Source organism: Mycolicibacterium chengduense (genome assembly GCF_033741155.1).
In the GTDB taxonomy this organism is placed as follows: domain Bacteria; phylum Actinomycetota; class Actinomycetes; order Mycobacteriales; family Mycobacteriaceae; genus Mycobacterium.
The window spans coordinates 563,377-588,423 of record NZ_JAWQNH010000001.1 but is presented as its reverse complement, the minus strand read 5'-3'; the positions used below and the strand labels follow the sequence as shown (position 1 = coordinate 588,423).

General features: G+C 66.9%; 28 protein-coding genes and 1 tRNA gene. 16 read left to right on the top strand and 13 right to left on the bottom strand.

All coding sequences use genetic code 11. The features are described 5' to 3' along the window. Positions 1-5: 5 nt before the first annotated feature. Entirely contained in the window at positions 6-1,187 is a 1,182-nt protein-coding gene (locus SBI67_RS02995; RefSeq protein ID WP_318979118.1) for an acyl-CoA dehydrogenase, read from the bottom strand. A gap of 157 nt (positions 1,188-1,344) precedes the next feature. On the opposite strand from SBI67_RS02995, the gene SBI67_RS02990 reads away from it, so the two are divergent. From SBI67_RS02990 to SBI67_RS02935, 12 genes are all read left to right on the top strand, one after another. Further along, positions 1,345-1,536 (top strand): ferredoxin, encoded by a 192-nt coding sequence (locus SBI67_RS02990; protein WP_318979117.1) that lies wholly within the window; start codon positions 1,345-1,347, stop codon positions 1,534-1,536. Positions 1,537-1,561: 25 nt separating this feature from the next. Further along, positions 1,562-2,476 carry a 3-oxoacyl-ACP reductase gene (locus SBI67_RS02985; RefSeq protein ID WP_318979116.1) on the top strand — a complete coding sequence of 305 codons (915 nt, stop codon included), beginning with the start codon at positions 1,562-1,564 and terminating at the stop codon, positions 2,474-2,476. Positions 2,477-2,751: 275 nt separating this feature from the next. Next, positions 2,752-3,516 (top strand): MlaE family ABC transporter permease, encoded by a 765-nt coding sequence (locus SBI67_RS02980; protein WP_024453767.1) that lies wholly within the window; start codon positions 2,752-2,754, stop codon positions 3,514-3,516. A 7-nt stretch (positions 3,517-3,523) separates the two neighbouring features. Then, on the top strand, positions 3,524-4,366 hold the full coding sequence (locus SBI67_RS02975) for an MlaE family ABC transporter permease (protein ID WP_318979115.1): 843 nt from the start codon (positions 3,524-3,526) through the stop codon (positions 4,364-4,366). A 6-nt stretch (positions 4,367-4,372) separates the two neighbouring features. Beyond that, positions 4,373-5,575: an MCE family protein gene (locus tag SBI67_RS02970; RefSeq protein WP_318979114.1), complete on the top strand. Its 1,203-nt coding sequence runs from the start codon at positions 4,373-4,375 to the stop codon at positions 5,573-5,575. Between the two features lie 31 nt (positions 5,576-5,606). Next, positions 5,607-6,644 carry an MCE family protein gene (locus SBI67_RS02965; protein ID WP_318979113.1) on the top strand — a complete coding sequence of 346 codons (1,038 nt, stop codon included), beginning with the start codon at positions 5,607-5,609 and terminating at the stop codon, positions 6,642-6,644. After that, a complete protein-coding gene (locus tag SBI67_RS02960; protein WP_318979112.1) occupies positions 6,637-7,695 on the top strand; it encodes an MCE family protein in 1,059 nt (352 codons plus the stop codon). The genes SBI67_RS02965 and SBI67_RS02960 overlap by 8 nt, the downstream gene beginning before the upstream one ends. Beyond that, the gene (locus SBI67_RS02955; RefSeq protein WP_318979111.1) at positions 7,692-9,083 is read left to right on the top strand and encodes an MCE family protein; all 1,392 of its coding nucleotides are present in this window, start codon (positions 7,692-7,694) and stop codon (positions 9,081-9,083) included. The genes SBI67_RS02960 and SBI67_RS02955 overlap by 4 nt, the downstream gene beginning before the upstream one ends. Next, the gene (locus SBI67_RS02950; RefSeq protein ID WP_318979110.1) at positions 9,080-10,264 is read left to right on the top strand and encodes an MCE family protein; all 1,185 of its coding nucleotides are present in this window, start codon (positions 9,080-9,082) and stop codon (positions 10,262-10,264) included. The genes SBI67_RS02955 and SBI67_RS02950 overlap by 4 nt, the downstream gene beginning before the upstream one ends. Beyond that, a complete protein-coding gene (locus SBI67_RS02945) occupies positions 10,264-11,955 on the top strand; it encodes an MCE family protein (protein WP_318979109.1) in 1,692 nt (563 codons plus the stop codon). The genes SBI67_RS02950 and SBI67_RS02945 overlap by 1 nt, the downstream gene beginning before the upstream one ends. Before the next feature lie 10 nt (positions 11,956-11,965). Continuing rightward, positions 11,966-12,658 carry an Rv1363c family protein gene (locus SBI67_RS02940; RefSeq protein WP_318979108.1) on the top strand — a complete coding sequence of 231 codons (693 nt, stop codon included), beginning with the start codon at positions 11,966-11,968 and terminating at the stop codon, positions 12,656-12,658. Next, the gene (locus SBI67_RS02935; RefSeq protein WP_318979107.1) at positions 12,658-13,143 is read left to right on the top strand and encodes a mammalian cell entry protein; all 486 of its coding nucleotides are present in this window, start codon (positions 12,658-12,660) and stop codon (positions 13,141-13,143) included. Before SBI67_RS02940 ends, SBI67_RS02935 begins: the two co-directional genes overlap by 1 nt. A 4-nt stretch (positions 13,144-13,147) precedes the next feature. On the opposite strand, the gene SBI67_RS02930 is transcribed toward SBI67_RS02935, so the two are convergent. The 4 genes from SBI67_RS02930 to SBI67_RS02915 form a co-directional block, all read right to left on the bottom strand. Continuing rightward, positions 13,148-14,587 carry an alpha,alpha-trehalose-phosphate synthase (UDP-forming) gene (locus SBI67_RS02930; protein WP_266046800.1) on the bottom strand — a complete coding sequence of 480 codons (1,440 nt, stop codon included), beginning with the start codon at positions 14,585-14,587 and terminating at the stop codon, positions 13,148-13,150. A 21-nt stretch (positions 14,588-14,608) separates the two neighbouring features. Further along, a complete protein-coding gene (locus SBI67_RS02925; protein WP_109790107.1) occupies positions 14,609-14,773 on the bottom strand; it encodes a hypothetical protein in 165 nt (54 codons plus the stop codon). Between the two features lie 67 nt (positions 14,774-14,840). Continuing rightward, positions 14,841-15,188 carry an intersectin-EH binding protein Ibp1 gene (locus SBI67_RS02920; protein WP_318979106.1) on the bottom strand — a complete coding sequence of 116 codons (348 nt, stop codon included), beginning with the start codon at positions 15,186-15,188 and terminating at the stop codon, positions 14,841-14,843. Positions 15,189-15,380: 192 nt separating this feature from the next. Continuing rightward, the gene (locus SBI67_RS02915; protein ID WP_266046798.1) at positions 15,381-15,719 is read right to left on the bottom strand and encodes an intersectin-EH binding protein Ibp1; all 339 of its coding nucleotides are present in this window, start codon (positions 15,717-15,719) and stop codon (positions 15,381-15,383) included. 285 nt (positions 15,720-16,004) lie between these two features. Between SBI67_RS02915 and SBI67_RS02910 the strand changes: the two genes are divergently transcribed. Further along, complete coding sequence (locus SBI67_RS02910) at positions 16,005-16,838, top strand: SDR family oxidoreductase (RefSeq protein WP_318979105.1); 834 nt, start codon at positions 16,005-16,007, stop codon at positions 16,836-16,838. Here the strand turns inward: SBI67_RS02910 and SBI67_RS02905 are convergent, their stop codons facing one another. Both SBI67_RS02905 and SBI67_RS02900 read right to left on the bottom strand, forming a co-directional pair. After that, positions 16,839-17,150 carry a DUF732 domain-containing protein gene (locus SBI67_RS02905; RefSeq protein WP_318979104.1) on the bottom strand — a complete coding sequence of 104 codons (312 nt, stop codon included), beginning with the start codon at positions 17,148-17,150 and terminating at the stop codon, positions 16,839-16,841. It lies immediately after the preceding gene. A gap of 59 nt (positions 17,151-17,209) precedes the next feature. Next, positions 17,210-18,388, bottom strand: coding sequence for an XdhC family protein (locus tag SBI67_RS02900; RefSeq protein WP_318979103.1), 1,179 nt, complete (start codon positions 18,386-18,388; stop codon positions 17,210-17,212). Between the two features lie 110 nt (positions 18,389-18,498). On the opposite strand from SBI67_RS02900, the gene SBI67_RS02895 reads away from it, so the two are divergent. Continuing rightward, on the top strand, positions 18,499-18,765 hold the full coding sequence (locus SBI67_RS02895) for a hypothetical protein (protein WP_318979102.1): 267 nt from the start codon (positions 18,499-18,501) through the stop codon (positions 18,763-18,765). Here SBI67_RS02895 and SBI67_RS02890 read toward each other — a convergent pair. The 3 genes from SBI67_RS02890 to SBI67_RS02880 form a co-directional block, all read right to left on the bottom strand. Continuing rightward, entirely contained in the window at positions 18,762-19,229 is a 468-nt protein-coding gene (locus SBI67_RS02890) for a hypothetical protein (RefSeq protein ID WP_318979101.1), read from the bottom strand. The two genes, SBI67_RS02895 and SBI67_RS02890, sit on opposite strands and share 4 nt — an antisense overlap. A 2-nt stretch (positions 19,230-19,231) precedes the next feature. Next, a complete protein-coding gene (locus SBI67_RS02885; RefSeq protein WP_318979100.1) occupies positions 19,232-21,433 on the bottom strand; it encodes a glycoside hydrolase family 183 protein in 2,202 nt (733 codons plus the stop codon). Between the two features lie 96 nt (positions 21,434-21,529). Next, the gene (locus SBI67_RS02880) at positions 21,530-21,895 is read right to left on the bottom strand and encodes a hypothetical protein (RefSeq protein WP_318979099.1); all 366 of its coding nucleotides are present in this window, start codon (positions 21,893-21,895) and stop codon (positions 21,530-21,532) included. Positions 21,896-21,967: 72 nt separating this feature from the next. Between SBI67_RS02880 and SBI67_RS02875 the strand changes: the two genes are divergently transcribed. Then, positions 21,968-22,267 carry a type VII secretion target gene (locus SBI67_RS02875; RefSeq protein ID WP_318979098.1) on the top strand — a complete coding sequence of 100 codons (300 nt, stop codon included), beginning with the start codon at positions 21,968-21,970 and terminating at the stop codon, positions 22,265-22,267. A gap of 70 nt (positions 22,268-22,337) precedes the next feature. Further along, a complete protein-coding gene (gene adhP, locus SBI67_RS02870; RefSeq protein ID WP_318979097.1) occupies positions 22,338-23,399 on the top strand; it encodes an alcohol dehydrogenase AdhP in 1,062 nt (353 codons plus the stop codon). Here adhP and SBI67_RS02865 read toward each other — a convergent pair. The 3 genes from SBI67_RS02865 to SBI67_RS02855 all read right to left on the bottom strand — a co-directional run bounded on the left by SBI67_RS02865 (position 23,396) and on the right by SBI67_RS02855 (position 24,972). Then, positions 23,396-23,800, bottom strand: a complete 405-nt coding sequence (locus SBI67_RS02865; protein ID WP_318979096.1) for an HNH endonuclease — start codon at positions 23,798-23,800, stop codon at positions 23,396-23,398. The two genes, adhP and SBI67_RS02865, sit on opposite strands and share 4 nt — an antisense overlap. Before the next feature lie 42 nt (positions 23,801-23,842). Beyond that, positions 23,843-23,917, bottom strand: a tRNA-Thr gene (locus tag SBI67_RS02860). 26 nt (positions 23,918-23,943) lie between these two features. Next, a complete protein-coding gene (locus SBI67_RS02855; protein WP_318979095.1) occupies positions 23,944-24,972 on the bottom strand; it encodes a hypothetical protein in 1,029 nt (342 codons plus the stop codon). Positions 24,973-25,047 lie beyond the last annotated feature (75 nt).

Sequence of the window (25,047 nt, the reverse complement as noted above, 5' to 3'; positions counted from 1 at the left end):
TCCTCTTAACGGTTCACTCGGGGCAGGCCGAGCGCGACCATGCCGATGATGTCGCGCTGGATTTCGTTGGTGCCACCGCCGAAGGTGAGGATGAGGCAGGAGCGATGCATCCGTTCCACCCGGCCCCGCAGCAGTGCGCCGGGGGATCCGGCGCGCAGCGTCGCCGAGGTGCCGAGCACCTCCATGAGCAGGCGGTAGGCCTCGGTGGCCAGTTCCGTGCCGTACACCTTGGCGGCCGACGCGTCGGCGGGCGACGGCGTGCTGTCCGAGGCGGAGGCCAGCTCCCAGTTGATCAGTTTGAGGACCTCGGCCTTGGCGTGCACGCGTGCCAGGTTCAGCTGCACCCATTCCGAATCGATCAGCCGTTTGCCGTGCACATCCTTGGTGTTCTGCGCCCACTCCCGAACGCCGTTGAGTGCCAAGAAGATCGGCTGGGCAGATACCAGCGCGACGCGCTCGTGGTTGAGCTGGTTGGTGACCAGTTTCCAGCCGGCGTTCTCCTCGCCGACCAGGCTGCTGACGGGAACGCGCACATCCTGGTAGTAGGTGGCGCTGGTGTCGACACCGGCCACTGTGTGCACCGGCGTCCAGGAGAAGCCCTCGGCGGTTGTCGGCACGATGAGCATCGAGATCCCGCGGTGCTTCTTCGCCTCGGGGTTGGTGCGTACCGCCAGCCACACATAGTCGGCGTAGGCGATCAGGCTGGTCCACATCTTCTGGCCGTTGATCACGTATTCGTCACCGTCGCGCACCGCGGTGGTACGCAGCGAAGCCAGATCGGTGCCGGCGCCCGGTTCGGAGTAGCCGATGGAGAAATGCAGTTCACCGGCGGCGATCTTGGGCAGGAAGAACTTCTTCTGCTCCTCGGTGCCGAAGTGCATGATCGTCGGCGCCACGCTGTTGATGGTCAGGAACGGCACCGGCACGTTGGCGATCGCCGCCTCGTCGTTGAAGATCAGGCTCTCCATCGGGGTGCGGGCCTGACCGCCGTACTCGGTGGGCCAGTTCAGCGTGAGCCAGCCGTCCTTGCCCATCTGCGCGACGGTCTCGCGATAGACGTTGCCGCGCCCCATCTCGCCGTCGCTTGCGGCCAGCGCCTCGGCCCGCTCGGGTGTCATCAGCTTGGCGAAGTAGGCGCGCAGTTCACGGCGCAACTCCTCCTGCTCGGCGGTGTAACCGATCCGCATGGCGGCATCCTGTCTGTCTGAGGTTGCGGGGCGACCGGCCGAAACCGGTTGCCCGCCGATATGCTCGTTGTAACACGTTCTAGTCTTGCGGTCCAGGGCGGTACCGTTAGCCTGCACAGGGGCACACAGCCCGTGCCCGGAGCGCGAGGAGGTTCACATGCACGTAGAAGTCGACCGTGACCGCTGCGAAGGTAACGCGGTGTGTGTCGGGATAGCGCCCGACCTGTTCGATCTGGACGAGGATGACTATGCCGTGGTCAAGGTCGACCCGGTGCCGGCCGACCAGGAGGACCTGGCCGAGCAGTCCGTCGCCGAATGCCCACGGGCCGCCCTGATCCGAAAAGACTAGAGGTATTCATAAATTGAGTTCATCTGTGGAAAGCTCTGCTGCGCTCGACCTGTCCGGGAAGGTCGCCGTGGTGACCGGCGCCGCCGCTGGCTTGGGCCGTGCCGAGGCGATCGGTCTGGCCCGCGCGGGCGCGACCGTGGTGGTCAACGACATGGCCGCCGCGCTGGACCGCTCCGACGTCCTCGACGAGATCGCCGCGGCCGGGGCCAAGGGGGTGGCCGTCGCCGGTGACATCAGCGCGCGCAGCACGGCCGACGAGCTGGTGTCCACCGCCGATGGTCTCGGCGGCTTGGGCATCGTCGTCAACAACGCCGGCATCACCCGGGACAAGATGCTGTTCAACATGTCCGACGAGGACTGGGACGCGGTGATCGCCGTGCACCTGCGCGGTCATTTCCTGCTGACCCGGAACGCGGCGGCCTACTGGCGGGCCAAGGCCAAGGAGTCGGCCGACGGGCAGGTGTACGGGCGCATCGTCAACACGTCGTCGGAGGCCGGGTTGGCCGGCCCGGTGGGGCAGGCCAACTACGGCGCGGCCAAGGCCGGGATCACGGCGTTGACGCTGACGGCGGCGCGCGGACTGAGCCGGTACGGGGTGCGGGCCAACGCCATCGCCCCGCGGGCGCGTACGGCGATGACCGCCGACGTGTTCGGTGACGCGCCGGAATTGTCCGACGGCCAGGTCGACGCACTGTCGCCCGAACATGTGGTGACGTTGGTGACCTACCTGAGCTCGCCGGCGTCCGATGCCGTCAACGGGCAGCTGTTCATCGTCTACGGTCCGACGGTGACCCTGGTCGCGGCGCCCACGGTCGCTGCGCGTTTCCACGCGACCGGTGACGCCTGGGATCCGGCGGAGCTGAGCTCGGCGCTGCGTGGATTCTTTGCTGAGCGCGATCCGGAAATAGGATTCTCGGCCGCTGCGCTGATGGGCTCTTGAAGTCGAGAAGGGCGCACCCGCCAGGCCGGCCCGGACTAGAACACGTTCTAGAATGATGTCGGTCACACATGCCCTGAACAGCAGAAATAAGATGTTTTGGTGAAGATTGCCGTTCTTTGACACTGTGAACGTGTTCTAGTTAGTATGAGCCCGCTCACTAAGGGCAGCGTGCAGACCAGGGGTGGAAAGGCCGCCGGAGCGAACGGATACCCGCTATATTCGGGCTCTTCGCCAACGCGGGATTGCTCAACCCTCAACCGAGAACGGAGCCGAGGTTGATCGAACAGCTTGCGGCTCCGGCGCGGGCCGTGGGTGGGTTCTTCGAGATGACCATCGACACCTTCGTCAAGATGTGGCAGCGGCCCTTCCAGTTCCGGGAGTTCCTCGACCAGACCTGGATGATCGCCCGGGTGTCGCTCGTCCCCACGCTGCTGGTGTCCATCCCCTTCACCGTGCTGGTCGCCTTCACGCTCAACATCCTGCTGCGGGAGATCGGCGCGGCCGACCTCTCCGGGGCGGGCACCGCGTTCGGCACCATCACCCAGCTCGGCCCGGTGGTGACGGTGCTCGTCGTGGCCGGCGCCGGCGCCACCGCCATCTGCGCCGATCTGGGCGCCCGCACCATCCGCGAAGAAATCGACGCCATGCGGGTGCTCGGCATCGACCCGATCCAGCGGCTGGTGGTGCCGCGCGTGCTGGCATCGACGTTCGTGGCGCTGCTGCTCAACGGCCTGGTGTGTGCCATCGGTTTGGCGGGCGGCTATGTGTTCTCGGTGTTCCTGCAAGGGGTGAACCCGGGTGCGTTCATCAACGGGCTGACCATCCTGACCGGGCTGGGCGAGCTGGTGCTCGCCATGTTCAAGTCCGTATTGTTCGGTTTGATGGCCGGTCTGGTCGGCTGCTATCGCGGCCTGACGGTGCAGGGCGGACCCAAGGGTGTCGGCATCGCGGTCAACGAGACCGTGGTGTACGCGTTCATCTGTCTCTTCGTCATCAACGTCATCCTGACCGCCGTCGGCGTCCGAGTGCTGGAGCGGTAGGCAGCCCATGAGTTATGACGTGACACTGCGGGTGCGCAGATTCTTCCGCGGCGTGCCGCGCGCCGTGGACACCGTCGGCGAGCAGGCGCTGTTCTACGGCGAGACGATGCGCTACATCCCCAACGCCGTCACCCGCTACCGCAAGGAGACCATCCGGCTGGTCGCGGAGATGACCATGGGTGCCGGCGCCCTGGTGATGATCGGTGGCACCGTCGGTGTCGCGGCCTTCCTCACCTTGGCCTCCGGCGGCGTCATCGCCGTGCAGGGGTATTCGTCGCTGGGCAATATCGGCATCGAGGCGCTCACCGGGTTCCTTTCGGCGTTTCTCAACGTGCGCATCGTCGCGCCGGTCATCGCCGGTATCGCCTTGGCCGCCACCATCGGCGCCGGCACGACCGCGCAGCTGGGTGCGATGCGGGTCGCCGAGGAGATCGACGCGGTCGAGGCCATGGCCGTGCATGCGGTGTCCTACTTGGTGTCCACCCGGTTGATCGCCGGCCTGATCGCGATCATCCCGCTGTACTCGCTGTCGGTGCTTGCCGCATTCTTCGCGGCCCGGTTCACCACCGTGTTCATCAACGGGCAGTCAGCAGGCCTCTACGACCACTACTTCAATACCTTCCTGATACCCACCGACCTGCTGTGGTCGTTCCTGCAGGCCATCGTCATGTCGATCGCGGTGATGCTGGTGCACACCTACTACGGCTACAACGCCTCGGGTGGGCCGGTCGGGGTGGGCATCGCCGTCGGCCAGGCCGTGCGCACCTCGCTCATCGTCGTCGTGACCATCACCCTGTTCATCTCGCTCGCCGTGTACGGCGCGTCCGGCAACTTCAACCTCTCCGGGTAAACCGTCATGTCATCTGGAACATCGAAGCGCAGTCACGTCAGGATCGCCGCCGCGATCCTGGCCGTGATCGTGGCCGCCGCGGTGACGTTCACCTACCTGTCCTATACCGCGGCGTTCACGCAGACCGACACCGTCACCGTCACCTCGCCACGGGCGGGCCTGGTGATGGAGACCGACGCCAAGGTCAAGTACCGCGGCATCCAGATCGGTAAGGTCACCAACATCGCCTACGCCGGTGACCAGGCCAAGCTGACCCTGGACATCGACCGCAGCCAAATGCGCTTCATCCCGTCCAATGCCGAGGTCAAGATCGGTGGCACAACGGTTTTCGGTGCGAAATCGGTCGAATTCCTGCCGCCGCAGCAGCCCAGGAGCACCCCGCTGCAGCCGGGGACCAACATCGAGGCCGGCAGCGTCCAGTTGGAAGTCAACACGTTGTTCCAGACGCTGACCGACGTGCTGCACAAGATCGACCCGGTCAACCTGAACGCCACGTTGACGGCGCTGGGCGAGGGTCTGCGCGGTCACGGTGATGATCTCGGCGCCACCATGGCTGGCCTGAACAGCTATCTGGCGCAACTGAATCCGAAGCTGCCCACGCTGCAAGCCGATATCGCCAAGACCGGTGTGGTCGCCAACATCTACGGTGACGCGGGTGCCGATCTGGCCACCGTGATCGACAACGCGCCGAAGCTGGGGCAGACCGTCATCGACGAACAGGACAACCTCAACGCGGCGCTGCTGGCTGCCACCGGCTTCGCGGAGAACGGCACCGCCACGTTGGCGCCGGCCGCCGACGACTACATCGCCGCCATCCAGCGACTGCGTGCGCTGGCCAAGGTGTCGGCCGACTATTCGCCCGAATTCGGCTGCCTGTTCAAGGGAGTCCGGAAGGCCAACGACACCTTCGCCCCCGTCATCGGTGGTATCCGTCCCGGTCTTTTCGTGGCGTCGAACTTCCTGCCGGGTGCGCCGGCGTACACCTTTCCGGAGAGCCTGCCGATGGTGAACGCCTCCGGCGGCCCGAACTGCCGCGGTTTGCCCGATGTCCCCTCCAAACAATTCGGTGGCAGTTGGTACCACTCGCCGTTCCTGGTGACCGACAACGCGTACGTGCCCTACCAGCCGAACACCGAGGTCGCCTTCAACGCACCGTCGACGTTGCAGTTCCTGTTCAACGGTGCCTACGCCGAACGGGATGATTTCTGATGAGCGCTTGCGTGAAGAACATGGGCTGCTAATGGGTAGCGAGAGGCGAACCCTGATCAACGTTGCCGTCTTCACGGTGGCGATGCTGCTGGTGGCCGCCGGCCTGGTGGTGGTGTTCGGCCAGTTCCGGTTCGCCTCCAGCAGCGACTATCACGCGACCTTCGCCGAGGCCTCACGGCTCAAGGCCGGGCAGGACGTCCGCATCGCCGGCGTGCCGGTGGGCAGCGTGAAGGCGGTCAAGCTCAACCCCGACAACAGTGTCGATGTTTCGTTCGACGTCAACAAGCGCTACCAGCTCTACACGTCGACTCGTGCGGTGGTGCGCTACGAGAACTTGGTCGGTGACCGTTACCTGGAGATCGCCTCGGGCCCGGGCGAATTGCGCAAGCTACCGCCCGGAGCGACCATCGCGCGGGAGAACACCCAGCCCGCCCTTGATCTCGACGCGCTGCTGGGCGGTCTGCGGCCGGTGCTCAAGGGGCTCGACGGCGACAAGGTCAACGAGGTGAGCAATGCCGTCATCGAGCTGCTGCAGGGCCAAGGTGGCGCCATCCAGAACCTGCTGGCCAACACCAGCTCGTTCAGCCAGAACCTGGCCAACCGGGACCAGCTCATCGGCGACGTGATCACCAATCTGAACACCGTGCTCGGTACCGTCGACGAGAAGGGCGCCCAGTTCAATGCCAGCGTCGACGAACTGCAGAAGCTCATCACCGGTCTGGCCGAGGGACGCGACCCGATCGCCGGGGCGATCGGACCGCTGGCTTCGGCCGAGAACGACCTGACCGAGATGTTGCAGGCCTCCCGGCGACCGCTACAGGGCGTCATCGAAAACGCCCGGCCGTTCCTGCAGCGGGTCGACGAACGCAAGGCCGATGTCAACAAGGTGATCGAACCGCTCGCGGAGAATTACCTACGCCTCAACGCCCTTGGCGCCTACGGTTCGTTCTTCAACATCTACTACTGCTCGATCCGGATGAAGATCAACGGCCCGGCCGGCAGCGACATCCTGATCCCGTTCGGTGGTCCACCGGACCCGACCAAGGGGAGGTGCTCGGCCAATGGCTAGTCCCACGGGCAGCAACCCGCTACGGACCGGGGTCCTGGGCATCTTCGTGGTGGTCTGCCTGGTACTCATCTCCTTCGGCTACACCGGCTTGCCATGGTGGCCGCAGGGCCGCAACTACGAGGCCTACTTCACCGACGCCGGTGGCATCTCCCCGGGTAACGACGTCGCCGTCTCCGGGATCAAGGTCGGCAAGGTGACGTCGGTGGCCCTGGCCGGCGACCAGGCAAAGGTCGGTTTCACCGTCGATCGCAATATCAAGGTGGGCAACCAGAGTCTGGTGGCCATCAAGACGGACACCGTGCTGGGGCAGAAATCGCTGTCGGTGACACCCAAGGGCAGTGGTGATTCGACGGTGATCCCGGTGGGGCGTACCACCACGCCGTACACGCTGAACACGGCGCTGCAGGACCTCGGCGGCAACGTCAGCGCCCTGGACAAGCCCAAGTTCGAGCAGGCGCTGCAAACCCTGACCGACACCATGCGCGATGCCACCCCCCAACTGCGTGGCGCGCTGGACGGCGTGGCCAGCCTGAGCCGCAGCCTCAACAAGCGTGACCAGGCTCTGGAGGAACTGCTTCGGCACGCCAAGAATGTCTCGGACACCCTGGCTCAGCGGGCCGACCAGGTGAACAAACTGGTCACCGACGGCAACCTGTTGTTCGCCGCCCTCGACGAACGCCGGCAGGCCCTGAACAACTTGATCGCCGGCATCGACGATGTGTCCCATCAGCTTTCGGGGTTCGTCGCCGACAACAAGCGTGAGTTCGAGCCGTTGTTGCGCCGCCTCAACGCCGTGATGGACAACCTGCTGGAGCGGCGCGAACACATCGGTGAGGCACTCAAGCGCCTGCCGGGCTACGCCACGGCGCTGGCCGAGGTGGTCGGCAACGGCCCGGGCTTCAACATCAACCTTTACGGGCTGCCGCCGGCGACGATCTCCGAAGTCTTGCTGGACACCTACTTCCAGCCCGGCAAGCTGCCCGACAGCCTCGCGGACATGCTGCGCGGCTACATCTCCGAACGCCTGATCATTAGGCCGAAATCGCCATGACACAACCAGATTCGACATCCAAGCGCGCACCCTGGCTGCGTGCTGCCCTCGCCGTGGCGTTGGTGGCCCTGCTCGCCATCGGGGTGTACGTGGTGTGGCCCAGCCGCGGCGGGCAGAAGGTGGTCGCCTATTTCCCCACCGCGGTCGGGCTCTACCCCGGTGACGATGTCCGGGTGGTCGGGGTGCCGGTCGGGCGGATAGACGCGATCCAGCCACGGGCCGAGGATGTGAAGGTCACGATGACCTTGGATCCGGGTGTCAAGGTTCCCGCCGACGCCAGGGCTCTGATCATCGCGCCGAACCTGGTGTCCGCCCGCTTCATCCAGTTGACCCCGGCCTTCACCGGCGGCCAGACCTTGGCCGACGGCGCCGAGATCGGTCTGGACCGCACCGGCGTGCCGGTCGAGTGGGACGAGGTCAAGGAGCAGCTCACCGCGCTGTCGGCCCAGCTCGGCCCGAAACAGAACGGCGTCCAGGGGCCGCTGGTGGCCGCCGTCAACCAGGCGGCCGACACCTTCGACGGCAATGGTGACTCGTTCCGCCAGGCGCTGCGCGAGCTGTCGCAGACCGCGGGCCGGCTGGGCGACTCGCGCACCGACCTGTTCGGGACGGTGCGTAACCTGCAGGTCCTGGTCAATGCCTTGGCCAACAGCAACGAACAGATCGTGCAGTTCACCAATCACGTGGCATCGGTGTCCCAGGTGCTGGCCGACAGTTCGGCCGATCTCGACACCACCCTGGGTGCGCTCAACCAGGCACTCGTGGATGTCAAAGGGCTGCTCCATGATTCGAACAAGTCGTTGATCGACTCGGTGGGCAAGCTGGCCGACTTCACGCAGATCCTCAACGACCACAGCGATGACATCGAACAGGTCCTGCATGTCACGCCCAACGGGCTGGCCAACTTCTACAACATCTACAACCCGGCCCAGGGCACCGTCGGCGGGTTGCTGTCGCTGCCCAACTTCGCCAATCCGGTGCAGTTCATCTGCGGCGGCACCTTCGATGTCGGCGCGTCGGCGGACAACTACAAGCGGGCCGAGTTGTGCCGGCAGCGGATGGGGCCGGTGTTCAAGCGCATCGCGATGAATTACCCGCCGGTGCTGTTCCATCCGATCGACAGCATCACCGCGTACAAGGGGCAGATCATCTACGACACGCCCGCCACCGAGGCCAAGGCCCAGACCCCAGTGTCCTATCTGCAATGGCAACCGGCGCCCGGGGTCATACCATCGACGACCGGTCCCGACGGCAACCTCAGTGACCTCATCCTGCCGCCGCCCGCCGTCCCAGGACAGATCTCGCCGGCGGGCCCGGTGCCCCCGGCGCCGCCGATGGGTGCGGGTGCTCCCGCGCCGGCCGCGGCACCTCAGGGGGCGGGCCGATGAGGCACCCGAGGAAGGCGTTGAGGAGGGCGACGCTGCGCACCACCGCGCTGGGCTCGGGGGCGCTGCTGGTGGCCGGCTGTTCGTTCGGCGGATTGAACTCGCTGGACATGCCGGGTACGGCAGGCCACGGCCCCGGCTCGTACACCATCACCGTGGAACTGCCCGATGTGGCGACCCTTCCGCAGAATTCGCCGGTGATGGTCGACGACGTGACGGTCGGCAGCGTGTCGGGGATCGACGCCGTGCAGCGGCCCGACGGTACGTTCTACGCCGCGGTCAAGCTGTCGCTCGACGGGGATGTGAACCTGCCGGAGAACTCGACCGCCACCGTCGCGCAGACCTCGCTGCTGGGCTCCCAGCATGTCCAACTGGCAGCCCCGGAGGGCAAGGCCGTCGGGAAGCTGAAGCAGGGCTCGAACATCCCGCTCGGGAGCATCGGCCGCTACCCGACCACCGAGGAAGTGCTGTCCTCGTTGGGCGTGGTGGTCAACAAGGGCAATCTCGGTGCGCTGCAGGACATCACCGACGAGGCGTATGCGGCCGTCGCAGGCCGCACCGGCAGCTTCGCCGAGCTGCTGCCCCGGTTGGCTGAACTGACTGCGTCACTGGACCAGCAGACCAACGACATCATTGCCGCGGCCGACGGGCTGAACCGATTCGCATCGGTGCTGGCCCGCAGCAAGGACAACCTGGGCCGGACCCTCGACACGCTGCCCAATGCGTTGAAGGTGCTCAACGACAACCGGTCCAATATCGTCGACGCGTTCCGCGCGCTGCAGAAGTTCGCCACGGTGGGAGCGCGCGTGCTCTCGGAGACCAAAGCCGATTTCGCCGCGGATATGAAGGACCTGTTCCCGGTCATCAAGGCCTTCAACGACAATGTCGACGACGTCATCGTGGACCTGGAGCTGTTGCCCACCTTCCCGTTCCACTACAAGTATCTGCGCAATGCGGTGCGCGGTGACTATCTGAACGTCTTCGTCACGTTCGACCTCACCGTGCGGCGTTTCGGCGAATCGATATTCACCACGTCGTTCTTCGACCCGAACATGAAGCACCTGAACGAGGTCATCAACCCGCCGGACTTCCTGACCGGCGCGCTGGCCAATCTGTCCGGCCAGGCCGCCGATCCGTTCAAGATCCCGCCGGGCACGGCCACCCAGCACGGAGGTACGCCGTAATGCTGGACCGGTTGACGCGACTTCAGTTGTCGATCTTCGCGGTGGTCACCGTGCTGACGGTGACCGCGATCTCGGCGTTCTATCTGCACGTGCCGGCAGCGTTGGGGATCGGAACCTACAACGTCACGGCGAATTTCGTGGCAGGCGGCGGGCTGTACCCGAACGCGAACGTGACCTATCGCGGCGTCACGATCGGCCGGGTCGAATCGGTCGGGCTCACCAACGACGGTGTCGTGGCGCAGATGCGGCTCAACACCGACACCGACGTGCCCGAGAACGTGACCGCCACCGTCAAGAGCGTCTCGGCGGTCGGCGAGCAGTACATCGACCTGGTGCCGCCCGGCAACGGGGCTGCCAAGGCGCTGCTGCGCAACGGGTCCAACATCGGCGTCGAACGCACCGCGATCGGCCAGGACATCGCTGGGCTGCTGAAGCAGGCCGACGATCTGGTGAGCAGTATCGGGGACAGCCGCATCCAGGACCTGTTGAAGGAAACATTCAAGGCGTTCAACGGCGCCGGGCCCGAGCTGGCTCGGCTCATCCAGTCCTCGCGGCTGTTGGTGGACGAGGCCAACGCGAACTACGGGCAGACCACCCAGCTCATCGACCAGGTCGGCCCGTTCCTGGACGCCCAGATCAAGGCCGGCGCGGACATCAAGTCGACCGCCGACGGCCTGGCCCGGCTGACCACCCAGGTGGCCAACGCCGATCCGCAGTTGCGCTCGGTGCTCAAGACGGTGCCCGGTGCGGTGGCCGAAGCCAACACCACGTTCGCCGGTATCCGGCCGACCTTCCCGATGCTGGCGGCCAACCTGGCCGATTTCGGCCGGATCGGCGTGATCTACCACAAGTCGATCGAACAGGCCCTGGTCATCTTCCCGGCGTTGATCGCCGCGCTGAACACCGTCGGCGGCGGGCTGCCTTTCGACGAAGGCGGCAAACTGGACTTCAAGGTCGACCTCGGTGACGCGCCGCCGTGTGTGACCGGCTTCCTGCCGCCCACCCAGATTCGCTCGCCTGCCGACACGACGTTGCGGGATCTGCCCAACGATCTGTACTGCAAGACCGCGCAGAACGATCCGTCGGTGGTGCGCGGCGCCCGTAACTACCCGTGCCAGGAGTTCCCCGGCAAGCGGGCGCCGACCATCCAGCTGTGCCGTGATCCGCGCGGCTACGTGCCGATCGGGAGCAACCCGTGGCGCGGCCCGCCGGTCCCGTACGGCACTCCCGTCGAGGACGGCCGCAATATCCTGCCGCCCAACAAGTTCCCGAACATCCCGCCCGGCGCCGACTACGACCCAGGCCCACCTGCGGTGCAGCTGCCCCCCGGCGTGCAGCCGGGTCCGGGTCCGGCGCCGAATGCGCCGTTCCCGCTGCCGGTACCACCCAACGACAACCCGCCGGCGCCGCCGGGCACGTTCTACGCACCGCCGGATCAGGTGGTGCCGCCGTACGGACGCCAGCCACCGCCGCCGCCCGCGGGGGCACCGCCTGCCGACACGCCACCACCGCCGTTGCCCGCCGAGGCACCGCAACCCCAGGCCAGTGCGCCGGCGAGCACCACCTACGATCCGAGGACCGGTGTGTTCGCGGATCCGTCGGGCGGCACGGGAGTGTTCGCCTCCGGGTCCGACAAATTCTCACCGGCGGAGAACTGGGTAGATTTGATGATGGCGCCCAAGCAGGTTTAGGCAGGTCTAGATGGTTGAGGAACAGGTTTCGGCGGACGAGCCGAAGCCGGTCCGCCGGCGTGCCTCGCGCGCGGCAGGACCCGCGGGCGGCACCCCGGCGCCGGCACCTGATCCGGTGGTGGTGAGCGCGCCCAGCGGCGCACGAGCCGGTAAGCCGAAGAAGTCGGTGTCGTTGCCGCGGCGCCAACCCAACCGGGGCCGAGTGGCGCTGGTGTCGGCCATCGCTGCGGTGCTGGCGGCTGCCGCACTCGTCACCACCGTGTTGGTGCTTCTCGACCAGCATCGCCACGCCGACGCGACGATCGCGCGACAGCAGCGCTTCGTGGACACCGCGGAGCAGACGGTGCTGAACATGTTCAGCTACAACCAGAACAATATCGACGAGAGTGTGAACCGCTTCGTCGACGGCACCAGCGGTCCGCTGCGCGACATGATGAGCCAGGGCAACAACGTCGACAACCTCAAGGCCATCTTCCGTGACACCCAGGCCAGTTCGGAGGCTGTGGTCAGCGGCGCCGCGCTGGAGAAGATCGATGAGGTCGGGCGTAATGCCGCGGTGCTGGTGGCGGTGCGGGTCACGGTGACCGACCTCGACGGGGTGAACAAGCCGTCGCAGGCCTACCGCATGCGCGTCGTCGTGCACGAGGACGACAACGGCCACATGACCGGATATGACCTCAAGTACCCCGAGGGTGGAAACTGATGCGCGGCAAGCTCATTGCGCTCGTGGTGCTGGTCTTCGCGCTGGGCCTGGTCGGCCTGTCCGCGGTCGGTGGTGCACTGTACTGGGACCGCACGCAGAACCGGGCCGTGCAATCCGCCAGCGCGGATCTGCCGGCGCTGGCCACCGAGCAGATCCCGAAGGTTTTCGGTTACGACTATCAGACGGTGGAACGCAGCCTGACCGAAGCGGCGACACTGCTGACCCCCGATTACAGGCGTGAGTTCGAGGACCGTGCCGCCAAGGACATCATTCCACAGGCACGTGATCGCCAGGTGGTCAGCCAAGCCAACGTGGTCGGCGCGGGAATGCTGGCCGCTCAACGTGATTCGGCGTCGGTGCTGGTGTTCATGAATCGCACCGTCACCGACAAGTCGAAGCAGCCGGTGTACGACGGCAGCCGCCTCCGCGTCGATTACCGGAAAATCGACGGAAAGTGGCTGATCAACTACATCCAGCCGGTGTAACCGCTCAGTTCTTGTTGGCGGCCAGCGCGTCCAGGAACGAGCGCGCCCAACGATCCACGTCGTGTGCGAGCACCTGACGGCGCAGCGCTCGCATCCGGCGCCGGCCCTCTTCCGGCGTCTGGGTGAGCGCTTGCTCGATGGCTTCCTTCACGCCGTCGGTGTGGTGCGGGTTGCACAGGTAGGCCTGCCGCAATTCCGCTGCCGCGCCGGTGAATTCGGACAGCACCAGGGCACCGCCGAGATCGCTGCGGCACGCCACGTACTCCTTGGCCACCAGGTTCATCCCGTCCCGCAGCGGGGTGACGAGCATGATGTCGGCGGCGACGAAGAAGGCGATGAGTTCGTCCCGCGGCACGGGGCGGTGCAGGTAGTGCACCACGGGCCTGCCGACCTCGCCATACTCACCGTTGATGTGGCCCACCTGGCGCTCGATGCCCTCGCGCATCTCGATATAACTCTCCACCCGTTCACGACTCGGGGTGGCTAGCTGGACCAGCACGGTGTCGGTGCGATCCGCGCGCTTGTCGGCGAGCAGATCGGTGAACGCCTTGAGCCGGACGTCGATGCCCTTGGTGTAGTCGAGGCGGTCGACGCCGAGCATGATCTTGCGGGGGTTTCCGAGTTCGGATCGAATTTGTTTGGCGCGCTGCCGAATTCCACGGTCACGCGCCTTGGCGTCGAGTTCGGCGGAATCGATGGAGATGGGGAAGGCGCCGACCTTGACGGTGCGGAAACCCACCTGCACCTCGCCGAATCGAGACCGCACGCCGACGGTCCCGCGCGAGGTGTTCACGCCGACCAGCCGTCTGGCCAGGATCAGGAAATTCTGCGCGCCGCCGGGCAAATGGAAGCCGACCAGGTCGGCCCCGAGTAGCCCCTCGATGATCTCGGTGCGCCACGGCATCTGCATGAACAGCTCGACCGGGGGGAACGGAATGTGCAGGAAGAACCCGATGGTCAGGTCCGGGCGCAACATGCGCAACATCTTCGGCACGAGTTGCAGCTGGTAGTCCTGTACCCAGACAGTGGCTCCGGGTGCCGCCGCCTTGGAGGTGGCTTCGGCGAAGCGCCGGTTCACGTCGACGTAGCGTTCCCACCATTCGCGGCGGTACTCGGGTTTGACGATGACGTCGTGGTAGAGGGGCCACAGTGTGGCATTGGAGAAGCCCTCGTAATACTCGGCGACATCCTCGGCAGACAGCCGCACCGGGAAGAGCCGCAGCCCCTCCTGGACGATCGGTTCCTCGTCACTGTCGGGGACACCCGGCCAGCCGATCCAGGCGCCGCGCTGTTTGCGAAGCAACGGCTCCAGCGCGGTCACCAGGCCGCCGGGACTGCGCTTCCATGTGGTTGTGCCGTCGGGCAGGCGCACTTGGTCGATGGGGAGCCGATTGGCGACCACGACGAAGTCGGATGTGCCCTCGACGGGTGTGGAGTCGGTCAAATTTCCGTCTCCGGCCACCACCTACGCCTCTTGCTTCGCCGGACCGATACCCAGCATGGACAGGAACATCCGGCATTCGTCGGCATCGGTGGCGTACGCCGCCACGACGCGACGCGCCTGACTGGCGGTGTCGTCGGCAACCGGCTCGACTTCGCCGATATCGGCGGTCTCAGATTTTGCAGGCATCTTCCTACTCTAGGTGACCCGGCACACCGCACGGCGACAGGCCGGGTCACCCGCCCGTTCCGGGCTTTTACGGGCTGGAGCTGACGCTGGTCTCCGGCTGCTGGAACTGCGTCGCGTCCTCGGACAGGCCGATGCATTGACCCGAGTTGTGGCCGGTGCACGGGATGCCGTTGATCGCCGGCAGATCGGGGTTGCCCGGGATGGAGTTGAACGGCGCTGCCGGGGAGTTCGGCACGGTGTGCGGCAGGCAGGTGCCCGTGAACAGGTCTTCTTCTTCACCGGAGTCGCAGGCCAGCGCCGGGCGGTCGACCGGGCCGAGGGTCGTGACGACGGCGACGACCGGGGCGGCGGTCACCGCGACCGCGAATCCGCCGGCAAGGATCAGTCGTGGAACGGAAAACTCGAAGCTCGCCATCGTCACGCTTTCTGTAGTTATTGACCGAGACGTCGGACAGATTCTAAGGAAGCTGACAGAAATCTGCATGAGATCCATGAGTTGCCTGGGAGTTTGTTTCGAACCGAGGCGGCCGATGGAACAAACGACGACACAAAGCGGCCGGGACGCCCGCGTGGGGCGTCCCGGCCGGATGATGTGCCAGCGACTTCGCTACGGGCTGGAGCTCACGCTGGTGTGCGGCTCCACGAACTGCGGCTGATCCTCGGACAGGCCGATGCACTGGCCGGAGTTGCCGCCGGTGCACGGGACGCCGTCGATGGACGGCAGGCCACCCGGCGAGGTGTTGCCGAATTCCGGCGAGTTGGGTACCAGCTCGGGAGTGCACGAGCCGGTGAAGGTGTCCTCGGATTCTCCGGACGGGCACGAGGCAAAGGCGGGTCCGGCGGGCGCCTCGAGGGCGAACGTCGCGAGCGCGGGTGCCGCGAAGACCGCTGCGGCGAAGCCGCCGGCAAGGATCAGTCGCCGGGCAGGAAAGGCGAATGTCGCCATGGCGTCACGCTTTCTGTGATTTGCTGGCCGGTTCTTCCCGGCCGAGCGGGGGCAGGGTCGGATGTGGATCCTGAGTCAAGAATACGCTGACGAGGGCGAAAATGCCTGGCAGGCCTACGAAATTCAGCCGACGCCGGTGTCATGCTGTGAGTGGTCTGCACGATAGCTGTGGTATGGCTGAACCCGCGAATGGCTGTACGGCGCGCAGGCGGCATGGTTCGATGACGAGAACGTGTTCCAGTTCTGGCGCGCACGTTGATACGCACGCTCTACGGAGGGATCGCGGTGCAGCTTTCGTTGGCGGATCGTACGGTGCTGGTAACCGGCGGTGGGAGCGGTATCGGCAAGGGGGTCGCCGCGGCGGTGGTCGCCAGCGGCGGCAACGCAATGCTGGTGGGGCGCAACGCCGATCGGCTCGCCGCGGCGGTCGACGAGATCGCCGCCGCCGGCGGGGCGGATCGGGTCCGCTACGAACCGGCCGATGTCACCGACGAGGACGAGGTGGCCCGCGTGGTGGACGCCGCCACGGCGTGGACCGGGCGGCTGCACGGCGTCGTGCACTGTGCCGGTGGGTCCTTGACCATCGGCCCGCTGACGCAGGTGGATTCCGAACTCTGGCGCCAGACCGTGGACCTCAACGTCAACGGCACGATGTACGTGCTCAAGCACAGCGCCAGGGCGATGGTGCGCGGCGGCGGCGGGTCCTTCGTCGGCATTTCGTCGATCGCGTCGAGCAACACCCACCGCTGGTTCGCGGCCTACGGACCGAGCAAGGCCGCGCTCGACCACCTGCTGCAGTTGGCCGCCGACGAACTCGGCCCGTCGTGGGTGCGGGTGAACAGCATCCGGCCGGGGTTGATCAAGACCGAGATGGTGGCACCCATCCTGGATTCTCCGGAGATCAGCGCCGACTACGCGAGCTGTACCCCGCTGCCGCGTCCGGGTGAGGTGGCAGACATTGCCAACGCGGCCGTCTTCCTGCTCAGCGATGCGGCCGCGTGGATCACCGGTCAGCTGCTCAACGTCGACGGCGGACATTGCCTGCGACGGGGTCCGGACATGTCCTCGATGCTGGGCCCGGTCTTCGGCGAAGACGCCCTGCGCGGTGTCGTCCCCTGATCAGGGCAGATACCTGGGGCAGTACATGCGCAGGGCCGCGCCACCGAACTTGGTGGCCTGATCGTCGGACAGGTCGGTCTGGTTCTTGATGCTGTACAGCGCATAGGACAGCGGCTTGCCGCGGAACAGCACCCCGCAGGCCGAGTGCGCGATACCGATCGCCTTGGTGTCGCTGCCCACCTTGATCTTGAGCTGGTCCAGCGCCGTCAAGAACTGCTGATCGGTGCTGTCGTCGGCCATCGCCGGTGCCGACAGGGCGGTCATGGCGCCCGCAGCGAGCACCGCCGCGGCCAGGGTGCGCTTGATCGTCATCGGTCGTCCCATCCCGTTTGCCAATGTCACGGGGAGTATCGCTGACGGCAGCGCCGGCGTTACCGCACGTCGTCGCTGGGCACCGGCGGGTGGGCGGCCAGTTCGTGGTGGATTCGGCCGTCGACGGCGGTCAGCGGGCGGCCACCGCCGCCCCAGCGTCGCGCGATGATCTCGGCCACGATGGAGACCGCCGTCTCCTCGGGGGTTCGGGCGCCCAGATCCAGTCCGATCGGGCTGGACAGGCGGTCCAGGTCGGTCTCGGTCAGTCCGGCTTCGCCGAGCCTGGCCAATCGGTCCAGGTGGGTGCGCCGCGATCCCATCGCGCCCACGTACCCGACCTGCGGTAGCCGCAGCGCCACCGCGAGGGCGGGCACATCGAATTTGGGGTCGTGGGTGAGCACACAGATCGCGGTACGGCCGTCGATCTCCCCGAGGTCCTGTTGCCCGCGCAGAAACCGGTCCGGCCAGTCGACCACCACCTGATCGGCCGCGGGAAAGCGGGCCGGGGTGGCGAACACCGGACGGGCATCGCACACCGTGACGCGGTAGCCGAGGAAGGCGGCCTGCTGGGCCAGGGCGGCGGCGAAGTCGATCGCGCCGATGATGAGCATGCGCGGCCTGGGCGCGTAACTGGCGACGAAAACCTCCATGCCGGTATCGGTCACGCCGGAGCTCTCGTCGAGGCGCTCGCCGTCGGGGCCGTAGGACAGCACCGCGGTACGGCCGGCCACCAGCAGGCCGCGGGCGTCGTCGACGACCGCCGCGTCGGCGCGTTCTGACCCCAGCGTGCCCAGATGCCGGTCCGGGTCGACGATCAGCCGCCGACCCAGCCGGGCCCGGTCGGGGTGGGCGATCACCGTGGCCACCGCGATCGGCCGGTGCGCTCCGATCGCCGCGGCGACCACATCGAGTTCGGGAAAGGTGTTCTGCGACAACGGTTCGACGAACACGTCGAGCAGACCGCCGCAGGTCAGGCCGACGGCGAAGGCATCGTCGTCACTGATTCCGTAGCGCTGCAATGCCGGCAGTCCGGCGCCGACCACCTCGGTGGCCAGTTCGTACACGGCACCTTCGACGCAGCCACCCGAGACCGATCCGGACACGCTGCCATCGGGGGCGACCACCAGGGCGGCGCCGGCCGGGCGCGGCGCGGACCTGATCGTGCGCACCACCGTGGCCAGCCCGGCGGTGCCACCGGATCGCCAGATGGCCATCAGGTCATCGAGAACCTCACGCACGGTGTGGAGTCTAGGGGGGTGGGCTGAGGTGGCGAGTCCTGCGCACCGGGAATTTCGCTGCTCCGCGGGGCGTCGGTTATGGGTGGGTCGGGGTGTTCGACCGATGAGCGATGGTGTTGGAGGTTGTGATGAACGGGCTGCGCAAGTTCGCCACGGGGGCGGCGATCGTCGGCGCATTGGGAATGGGCGCGTTGGGGGTGGGTACCGCGACGGCCGCCGCGGCCCCGTTCGCCGAGGACCCCGGTTGGGGACACGGCCACGGTGACGACTGGCGTTGGGACAACGGCCGCCACCGCGGCTGGGACTACGGGCCTGGGCCGGGGGTGTACCTGCCGTGCGTGACGGGTCCGTTGGGCTACGTCACGGTGTGCCCTTAGTCGGTACGGGTCCAGAGACAGTGCCCGGTCATCGTGATGTCGAACAGGCTGGGCAGTACCTGGAATGAAAGCGACTGGCCAGGTTCGCCTTTCGTGATGACGGGCGGGCCGACGACCCCGGCGCTGACGACAGTGTGCTGGGTGGCGGCGCACTGGGCTTGCGGGTCCAGTGGCGTCGCCGTCCACGCGCCGGAGCTCAGATTGGGGTTTCGCAGGCCTTCGCCGTGCAGGGCGATGGGCGGCCCGAAGCTGACCCAGCGATCGTTGGGATCCCCGGGTGCGGTGACGGCCTGCCAGTGCGCGTCCTGGCACACCAGCGGCAGGGACATTCCGTACGGCAGCGTGGCGGCACCGCTGAGATCCGGTGTGCACGGGGAGTCCTGTTGCGGCGCAACGGGATCGGCCCACGCGACGGCCGGGGCGGCCAGTGCCGTGGCAAACAGGGCGAGCAGCCGCGTCAGCACGGTCACAGCTTGGTCAGGTCGGTCTTCATCAACATCACGTTGTACTGACTCCACAGCGACAGGTTCCAGTACAGATCGGTGCCCGTGCCGACGGTGGACGGTGACCACGGGTGCAGCATCGGGGCGTAGATGCCGCCGTTCTGCTGGGTCATCAGCACCGTGGGGGCCGACCAGGTGCCCTCGGGGCTGTCCGCCGTGCGCAGGATGATGTTGTTGAACTGGTCGGCATGCAGCACCACGTACTTGTTCAGTGTCTGGTTGTACTGCACCGACATCTCACTGACCTGGTTGCCGGGTTTCCCGATGCCGCAGGCCCCCTTCTCCTGGCCGAAGACCGGGCTGGCCTTGGACGGATCGTTCTTGTACCAACCGGCGGAGTAAGCGCCGATTCCGAAGAGTCCGCCCTTGCTGCCCTTGCTGTAGAACTCGTACTTGCTGGCGTCGAGGATGTCCTTCTCCAGCACCCGCGACACGTAGGCCGACCCCTGCCTGCCGTTCGGGGTGCCGTAGGAGTAGACGTAACCGTCGCCGGGACGCAGCAGCGCGGCCTGCTGGAACTTGGCGTTGCCGCCGAAATTGGTGCGGACGCTCTTGGGGGCGATGTACCAGTTCTCGCCGTTGTCCTCGGAGTAGGCGATTGCCGAGTAGTTGGTGGTCCACTGTCCCGCGGCGCCCCACTGTTTGACGGACATGAAGCTGAGGTACTGTGTCGCACCGTATTTCGTGCCGGGGGTGGGCACCGAGATCCCGGCGGTGGGGATCAACGTCACGCCGGTGGGCAGCCCGGCCGGCAGCCGTTCGGGCAGGATGATCTGGCGGGAATAGGTCTCGCCCCACAACGGTGAGCCGCCGAACATGTTGCCGTTGAGCCATTGGCCGTTCGGAATGCTCATCCCGTTGGACAGGTCGGTGTCGGAGCTGCGGAACAGCGTGTTGAGGCGCCAGGTGCCGGTCATGTTGGGGCCACCGAAGGTGTCGCCGAAGGCGATGAGGACCTGGTGTTCGTTGATGGGGGTGCTCGGGTCGTCGGCAATCCCGTTGTCCCACATGGTGCCGACGTCGGTGCCCCAGATGCCGAACCGGGTGTAGGTGTCGTTCGGGGCGAAGTTGCCGGTGACCCAGTCGACGAAGCTGGTCGACGGGCTCAGCTGCTGGCCGGGGTAGGGGAAGCCCGGGCGCGGGTTCATCGCGGCCGCGGCCAGTGCCAGGCTGGTGGTATCGGTGGCGACGCCGCCGGTGGCCGCCGCGCTCTTCGGGTTGATCGCGGTCAGGAGGTTTTCCACTTCACGGCGGGCGAAGGCCAGCAGCGTCCAGCCCAGCACAGGCTGCGCCGGCGAGTTCGGTGCGAAACTCAGCGCCCAGTCCAGGACACCGGATACCGCCTTGAGGACGGTGGTGACCGGTTTGCGTAAAACGTCCGGGATCGACACGGGCGCCTTCGCGACCGACGTGGATGTCGCGGATGTCGTGGCCGCCGCAAGCGACCGGGCGTCGGCGAACACGGCGACCGAGGCGGCAGGTTGAACCGTGGCCGACACCGCCGCGGTCGCCGCCGTGGCCGTCTTTACTTCGGTAGCCGAGGGGGTTACGGCGGCGGTTGCCTTGGTGGTCTTGTTCTCGGCGGTCGTCTTGTTCTCGGTGGCGCCCTTGGTTTCGGGGCGGGCGTCCTTCTTGGGTTTGGCCGGTTTCGGCGTCTCCTTCTCCGGCTCCGGAGATTCGGGGTCGGAGTCGGCCTCGGGCTTGGTCTCGATGTCTGGTTTGGTTTCGGTGTCCGGTTTGGTCTCGGTGTCCGGTGTGGTTGACGTGCCGGTATTGGTCTGGGCGTTGACCTGCGTGGTGCTGGATTTGGTGTCGGTGGCTTTGGCGTCGGTCTTGGCGCTGCCGGTCGTGGTGCCCGAAGTCGTGGTGCCGGAAGTGGTGGTGCCCGAAGTCTTAGTGCCGGAAGTCGTGGTGCCCGAAGTCTTAGTGCCGGAAGTCGTGGTGCCCGAAGTCTTAGTGCCGGAAGTCGTGGTGCCGGAAGTGGTGGTATCGGCCTTGGCGCCGCCGGTCGCGGTACCGCCTGAGGACTGGGCGCCGGTGGATGAGGTACCGGAGGTGCCGGTGTCGTCGGCCGCAGCGATTCCGTGACCCGTCGCGATCGCCGTGCCCACGCCTAGGGCCACCGCCAAGCCGCCGACCCGACCGATGTGTGCTGCTGCGCGCATGCGTGCGTCCTCCGTCGATCACCCGGTTCGGGTCAACCCGTTTGTGCAACCCCCTCCATAGTCGCAGCGGCGACGGTATTTGTTACGCCGAACGTCTCAGTTGCTCAATCCGGCTTCGCGCAGCGCGTCCTCGTAGAGCCCGATCGCCTCGTCGATCCCGGCATCCACCCAGGCGTCCACCGCAGCAACCCGATCGGCAACCAGCTGTACCTGGTTGACCCAGGTCTCGAAGTCGGCATCGCGGCGCAGCGTGTCGATCTGGCCGGTGCTGCCCTGGATCAGGAAGAAGCCACCCAGTTCGGGGCTCTGCGGTCGGAGGATCACCGTCTCGAATCGCTCGATCCGGCCATCCTGTGCTGCTTGTTGCAGGTAGTCGCGGGACTTCTTCAGCAGCCCCAACGCGTTGGTCTCGCGACCCCGTGTCGGTAGTCCCCACGCGACCCAGAATGCGGCCTCGGCCATGACGGTTCCTCCTTGTCCGGCGCCGGGAAGAGGTGCGACCCGGTGCCCCACGCCGACCTTAGACTGGACCGCATGACCGCACCCCTGCATGTCGATCCTGCGGCCCTGCTGGCCGCCGCGGCGGCGCAGTCGCAGGTGGCAGCGGCCGTGGCGAGTCTCGATATCGGCACCGCGCTGGCCGGGGCGGCCGACGGGATGACCGGTATGGCCTCGGGTGCGGCCAGTCGATTCGCCGCCGAGGCGCTCGACTCGGCGGCAGACACTCTGCACAGTGGATTGACCACGTACGCAAGCAGTTTGACGGCCGCGGCGGCGGCGTACCGGCAGGCCGACGAAGAACTCGGCGGCCGGCTGGGCGACTCCTTGCGCTGAGCGGCCTTTGGCTACCGATCGGGGCCCAAAGACCCTACTGGCTGATCGTTTTCCGGAGTGGAATCTCCTCATGACCAGCACCTTGCACAGTCCTGCCGACTCGACCACCACCAATGTCATGCATGCCGCCGTCGTCACCGGCTTCGGCGAGCCACTGCGGGTGGAACAGCTCGATGTGCCCACCCCCGGCTACGGCGAGGTACTGGTCAAGCTCGAAACCTCCGGCGTGTGCCACACGGATTTACATGCCGCACATGGTGATTGGCCCGTCAAGCCGACGCCTCCCTTTGTTCCCGGGCATGAGGGGTGCGGCACCGTCGTCGCGCTCGGTGACGGCGTCGACGACCTGAAGGTCGGTGACAAGGTCGGTAACGCCTGGCTCTGGTCGGCGTGCGGCCGCTGCGAGTACTGCCGTACCGGGTGGGAAACCCTCTGCGAGAGCCAACGCAACGGCGGCTACACCGTCAACGGCAGCTTCGGCTCGTTCATGCTGGTCGAGGCCGCCCACGCGGCACGCATCCCCGAGGGTGCCGACCCGGTCGAGGTCGCCCCCATCCTGTGCGCCGGGGTCACCGTCTACAAGGGCCTCAAGGTCACCGATACCCGGCCCGGTCAGTGGGTGGCCATCTCGGGTATCGGCGGGTTGGGTCACATCGCGGTGCAGTATGCGCGCGCGATGGGGCTGCGGGTGGTCGCGGTGGACGTCGACGACACGAAGCTCGCGCTGGCCACCCGCCTCGGCGCCGAGGTGGTTGTCAACGCCCGCACCGCCGATGTCGTCGCCGAGGTGCAGAGGGCCACCGGCGGGGTGCACGGCGTGTTGGTCACCGCGGTGCATCCGCAGGCCTTCGGGCAGGCGATCGGGCTGGCGCGCCGCGGCGGCACGATCGTGTTCATCGGGCTACCTCCCGGCGAATTCCCGGCCCCGATCTTCGACATCGTGCTCAAGGGCCTGACCATTCGCGGATCGATCGTCGGCACCCGCCAGGACATGGCCGAGGCCCTGGACTTCTACGCCCGTGGCTTGATCCACCCCACCGTGCACACCGCGCGGCTGGAGGACATCAACGACGTGTTCGCCCGGATGGAGGCCGGCCAGATCGACGGCCGCATCGTGATCGACTACCGCTAGTACGACAGCCCGTCGGCGTAACGCTGCCTGCGGTAGCTGCGGCCGTTGCCGCGGTTGCGGCTCTTGTAGGTGGGCAGTTGCGAATCGCAGTTCGGGCACACCAGGCGGAGGTTCTCCCGGCGATTGTTGGTGGCATTGCCGTCGATGTGGTCCAAGACCAGGACCAGAGGCAGCCCTTGCCAGGTGCTCGCCCCGCCGCAGATCGCGCAGCAGCCCGATTGGGCTTCGGCGAGGTAGGCGCGGATGTAGTGGCCCTGGTGACCACGAACCTTCGCGTCCCCGGAGTCGAGCCATAACTTTGTGCTGTTCGTGCGGCGGACGAGTGCCTGGCACGCATTGCCGCAGTAGATCTTCTGGCTGCGTTTGAAAAGTGGTGCGCCGCAACCCCGGCAGAGGTTCATGAGGTCAAACTACGGGCAGGCACCGACAAGTCGGATGCCGTGTGGAGCCCCCTATCGGGATTGAACCGATGACCTACATATTACAAGTATGTTGCTCTACCACTGAGCTAAGGAGGCGTTGGTACGTCGCACAGCTTAGCGGGTCAATCCTCGTGCTCGATGACCCGTTGCGAGGTGACCGGCCGAGGCGTGGCACGCCGGCCACGCTGCCGCGGCAGGGGGATCCGGCCGGCGATATTGCTCAACGGGTTCACCACCTGACTCAGCGTGATGACCGCCTCGTGCAAAGCGTCGATGGTGGGGGTGAGCGCTTCCAGCCCCGGTGTCAGCCGGTTCAGGGTGTCGGCGACGTCGGCCAGTTTGAGCAGGGGGCCGTCCGGGTCGGTCAGCGTGTCGAGCAGGCCGCCCTCGGCCAGCAGCTTGTCGGCCACCCCGTCCTCACGCAGCACCCGTTCGATGAGACCGTTGTCGGCGAGCAGCTGGTCGGCCAGGCCGCCGGGGGCGATGACGCGGGACAGGGCTCCGCTGTCGGTGGTGAGCCGGTCGATCAGCCCGCCCTCGGCGGTGACCTGCTCGACCAGCCCGCCGGGTGCCAGGGCGCGGCCCACCGGTCCGTTCTCGGCCAGCAGTTGGTCGGCGACGCCGTCCTGGCGTAACGCGCGCTCCACCACGCCGTCCTCGGCGAGCAACCGGTCGGCCAGGCCGCCCGGGGCGATCACCCGCGACACCACGCCGCCGTCGGCGGTCAACCGGTCCATCAGCCCGCCCTCGGCGGTGACCTGATCGATCAGGCCGTCCTTGGCCAGCGCGCGGGCCACCGGGCCGTTCTCGGCGGTGAGCCGGTCCAGGAGGCCGCCGGGCGCGGTGAGTTGGTCGACCATGCCGCCCGGCCGGAGCAGCTGGTTGAGTGGCCCGTCCGGTGCCAGCGCCCGCCCCAGCGGGGCGTCGTCGTCCATCAACCGAGCCAGCCGGTTGGCCCGGTCCACCGCGTCCTCCAGGCCGAGCATGCCGGCGAACGAGGTGCCCCCGCCGCTCATCGCGGCCGGGTCGTTCAGCGAACGCTGGACCGTCTTGAGCGTCCCACCCGCTATGCTCAGGCCCAGGTCGGCAACGGCGAGTCCGAGGCGGACCGGAGCCGTGGCAAACTGCACGACGGTGTTGCCGAGGTTCATGGCGCCAGTCTAGGTGCGGGCGCGGGGGCCGCGCGGCCAGTCCAGGGGTTACCCTCACATCAGATTCCCAGGTTC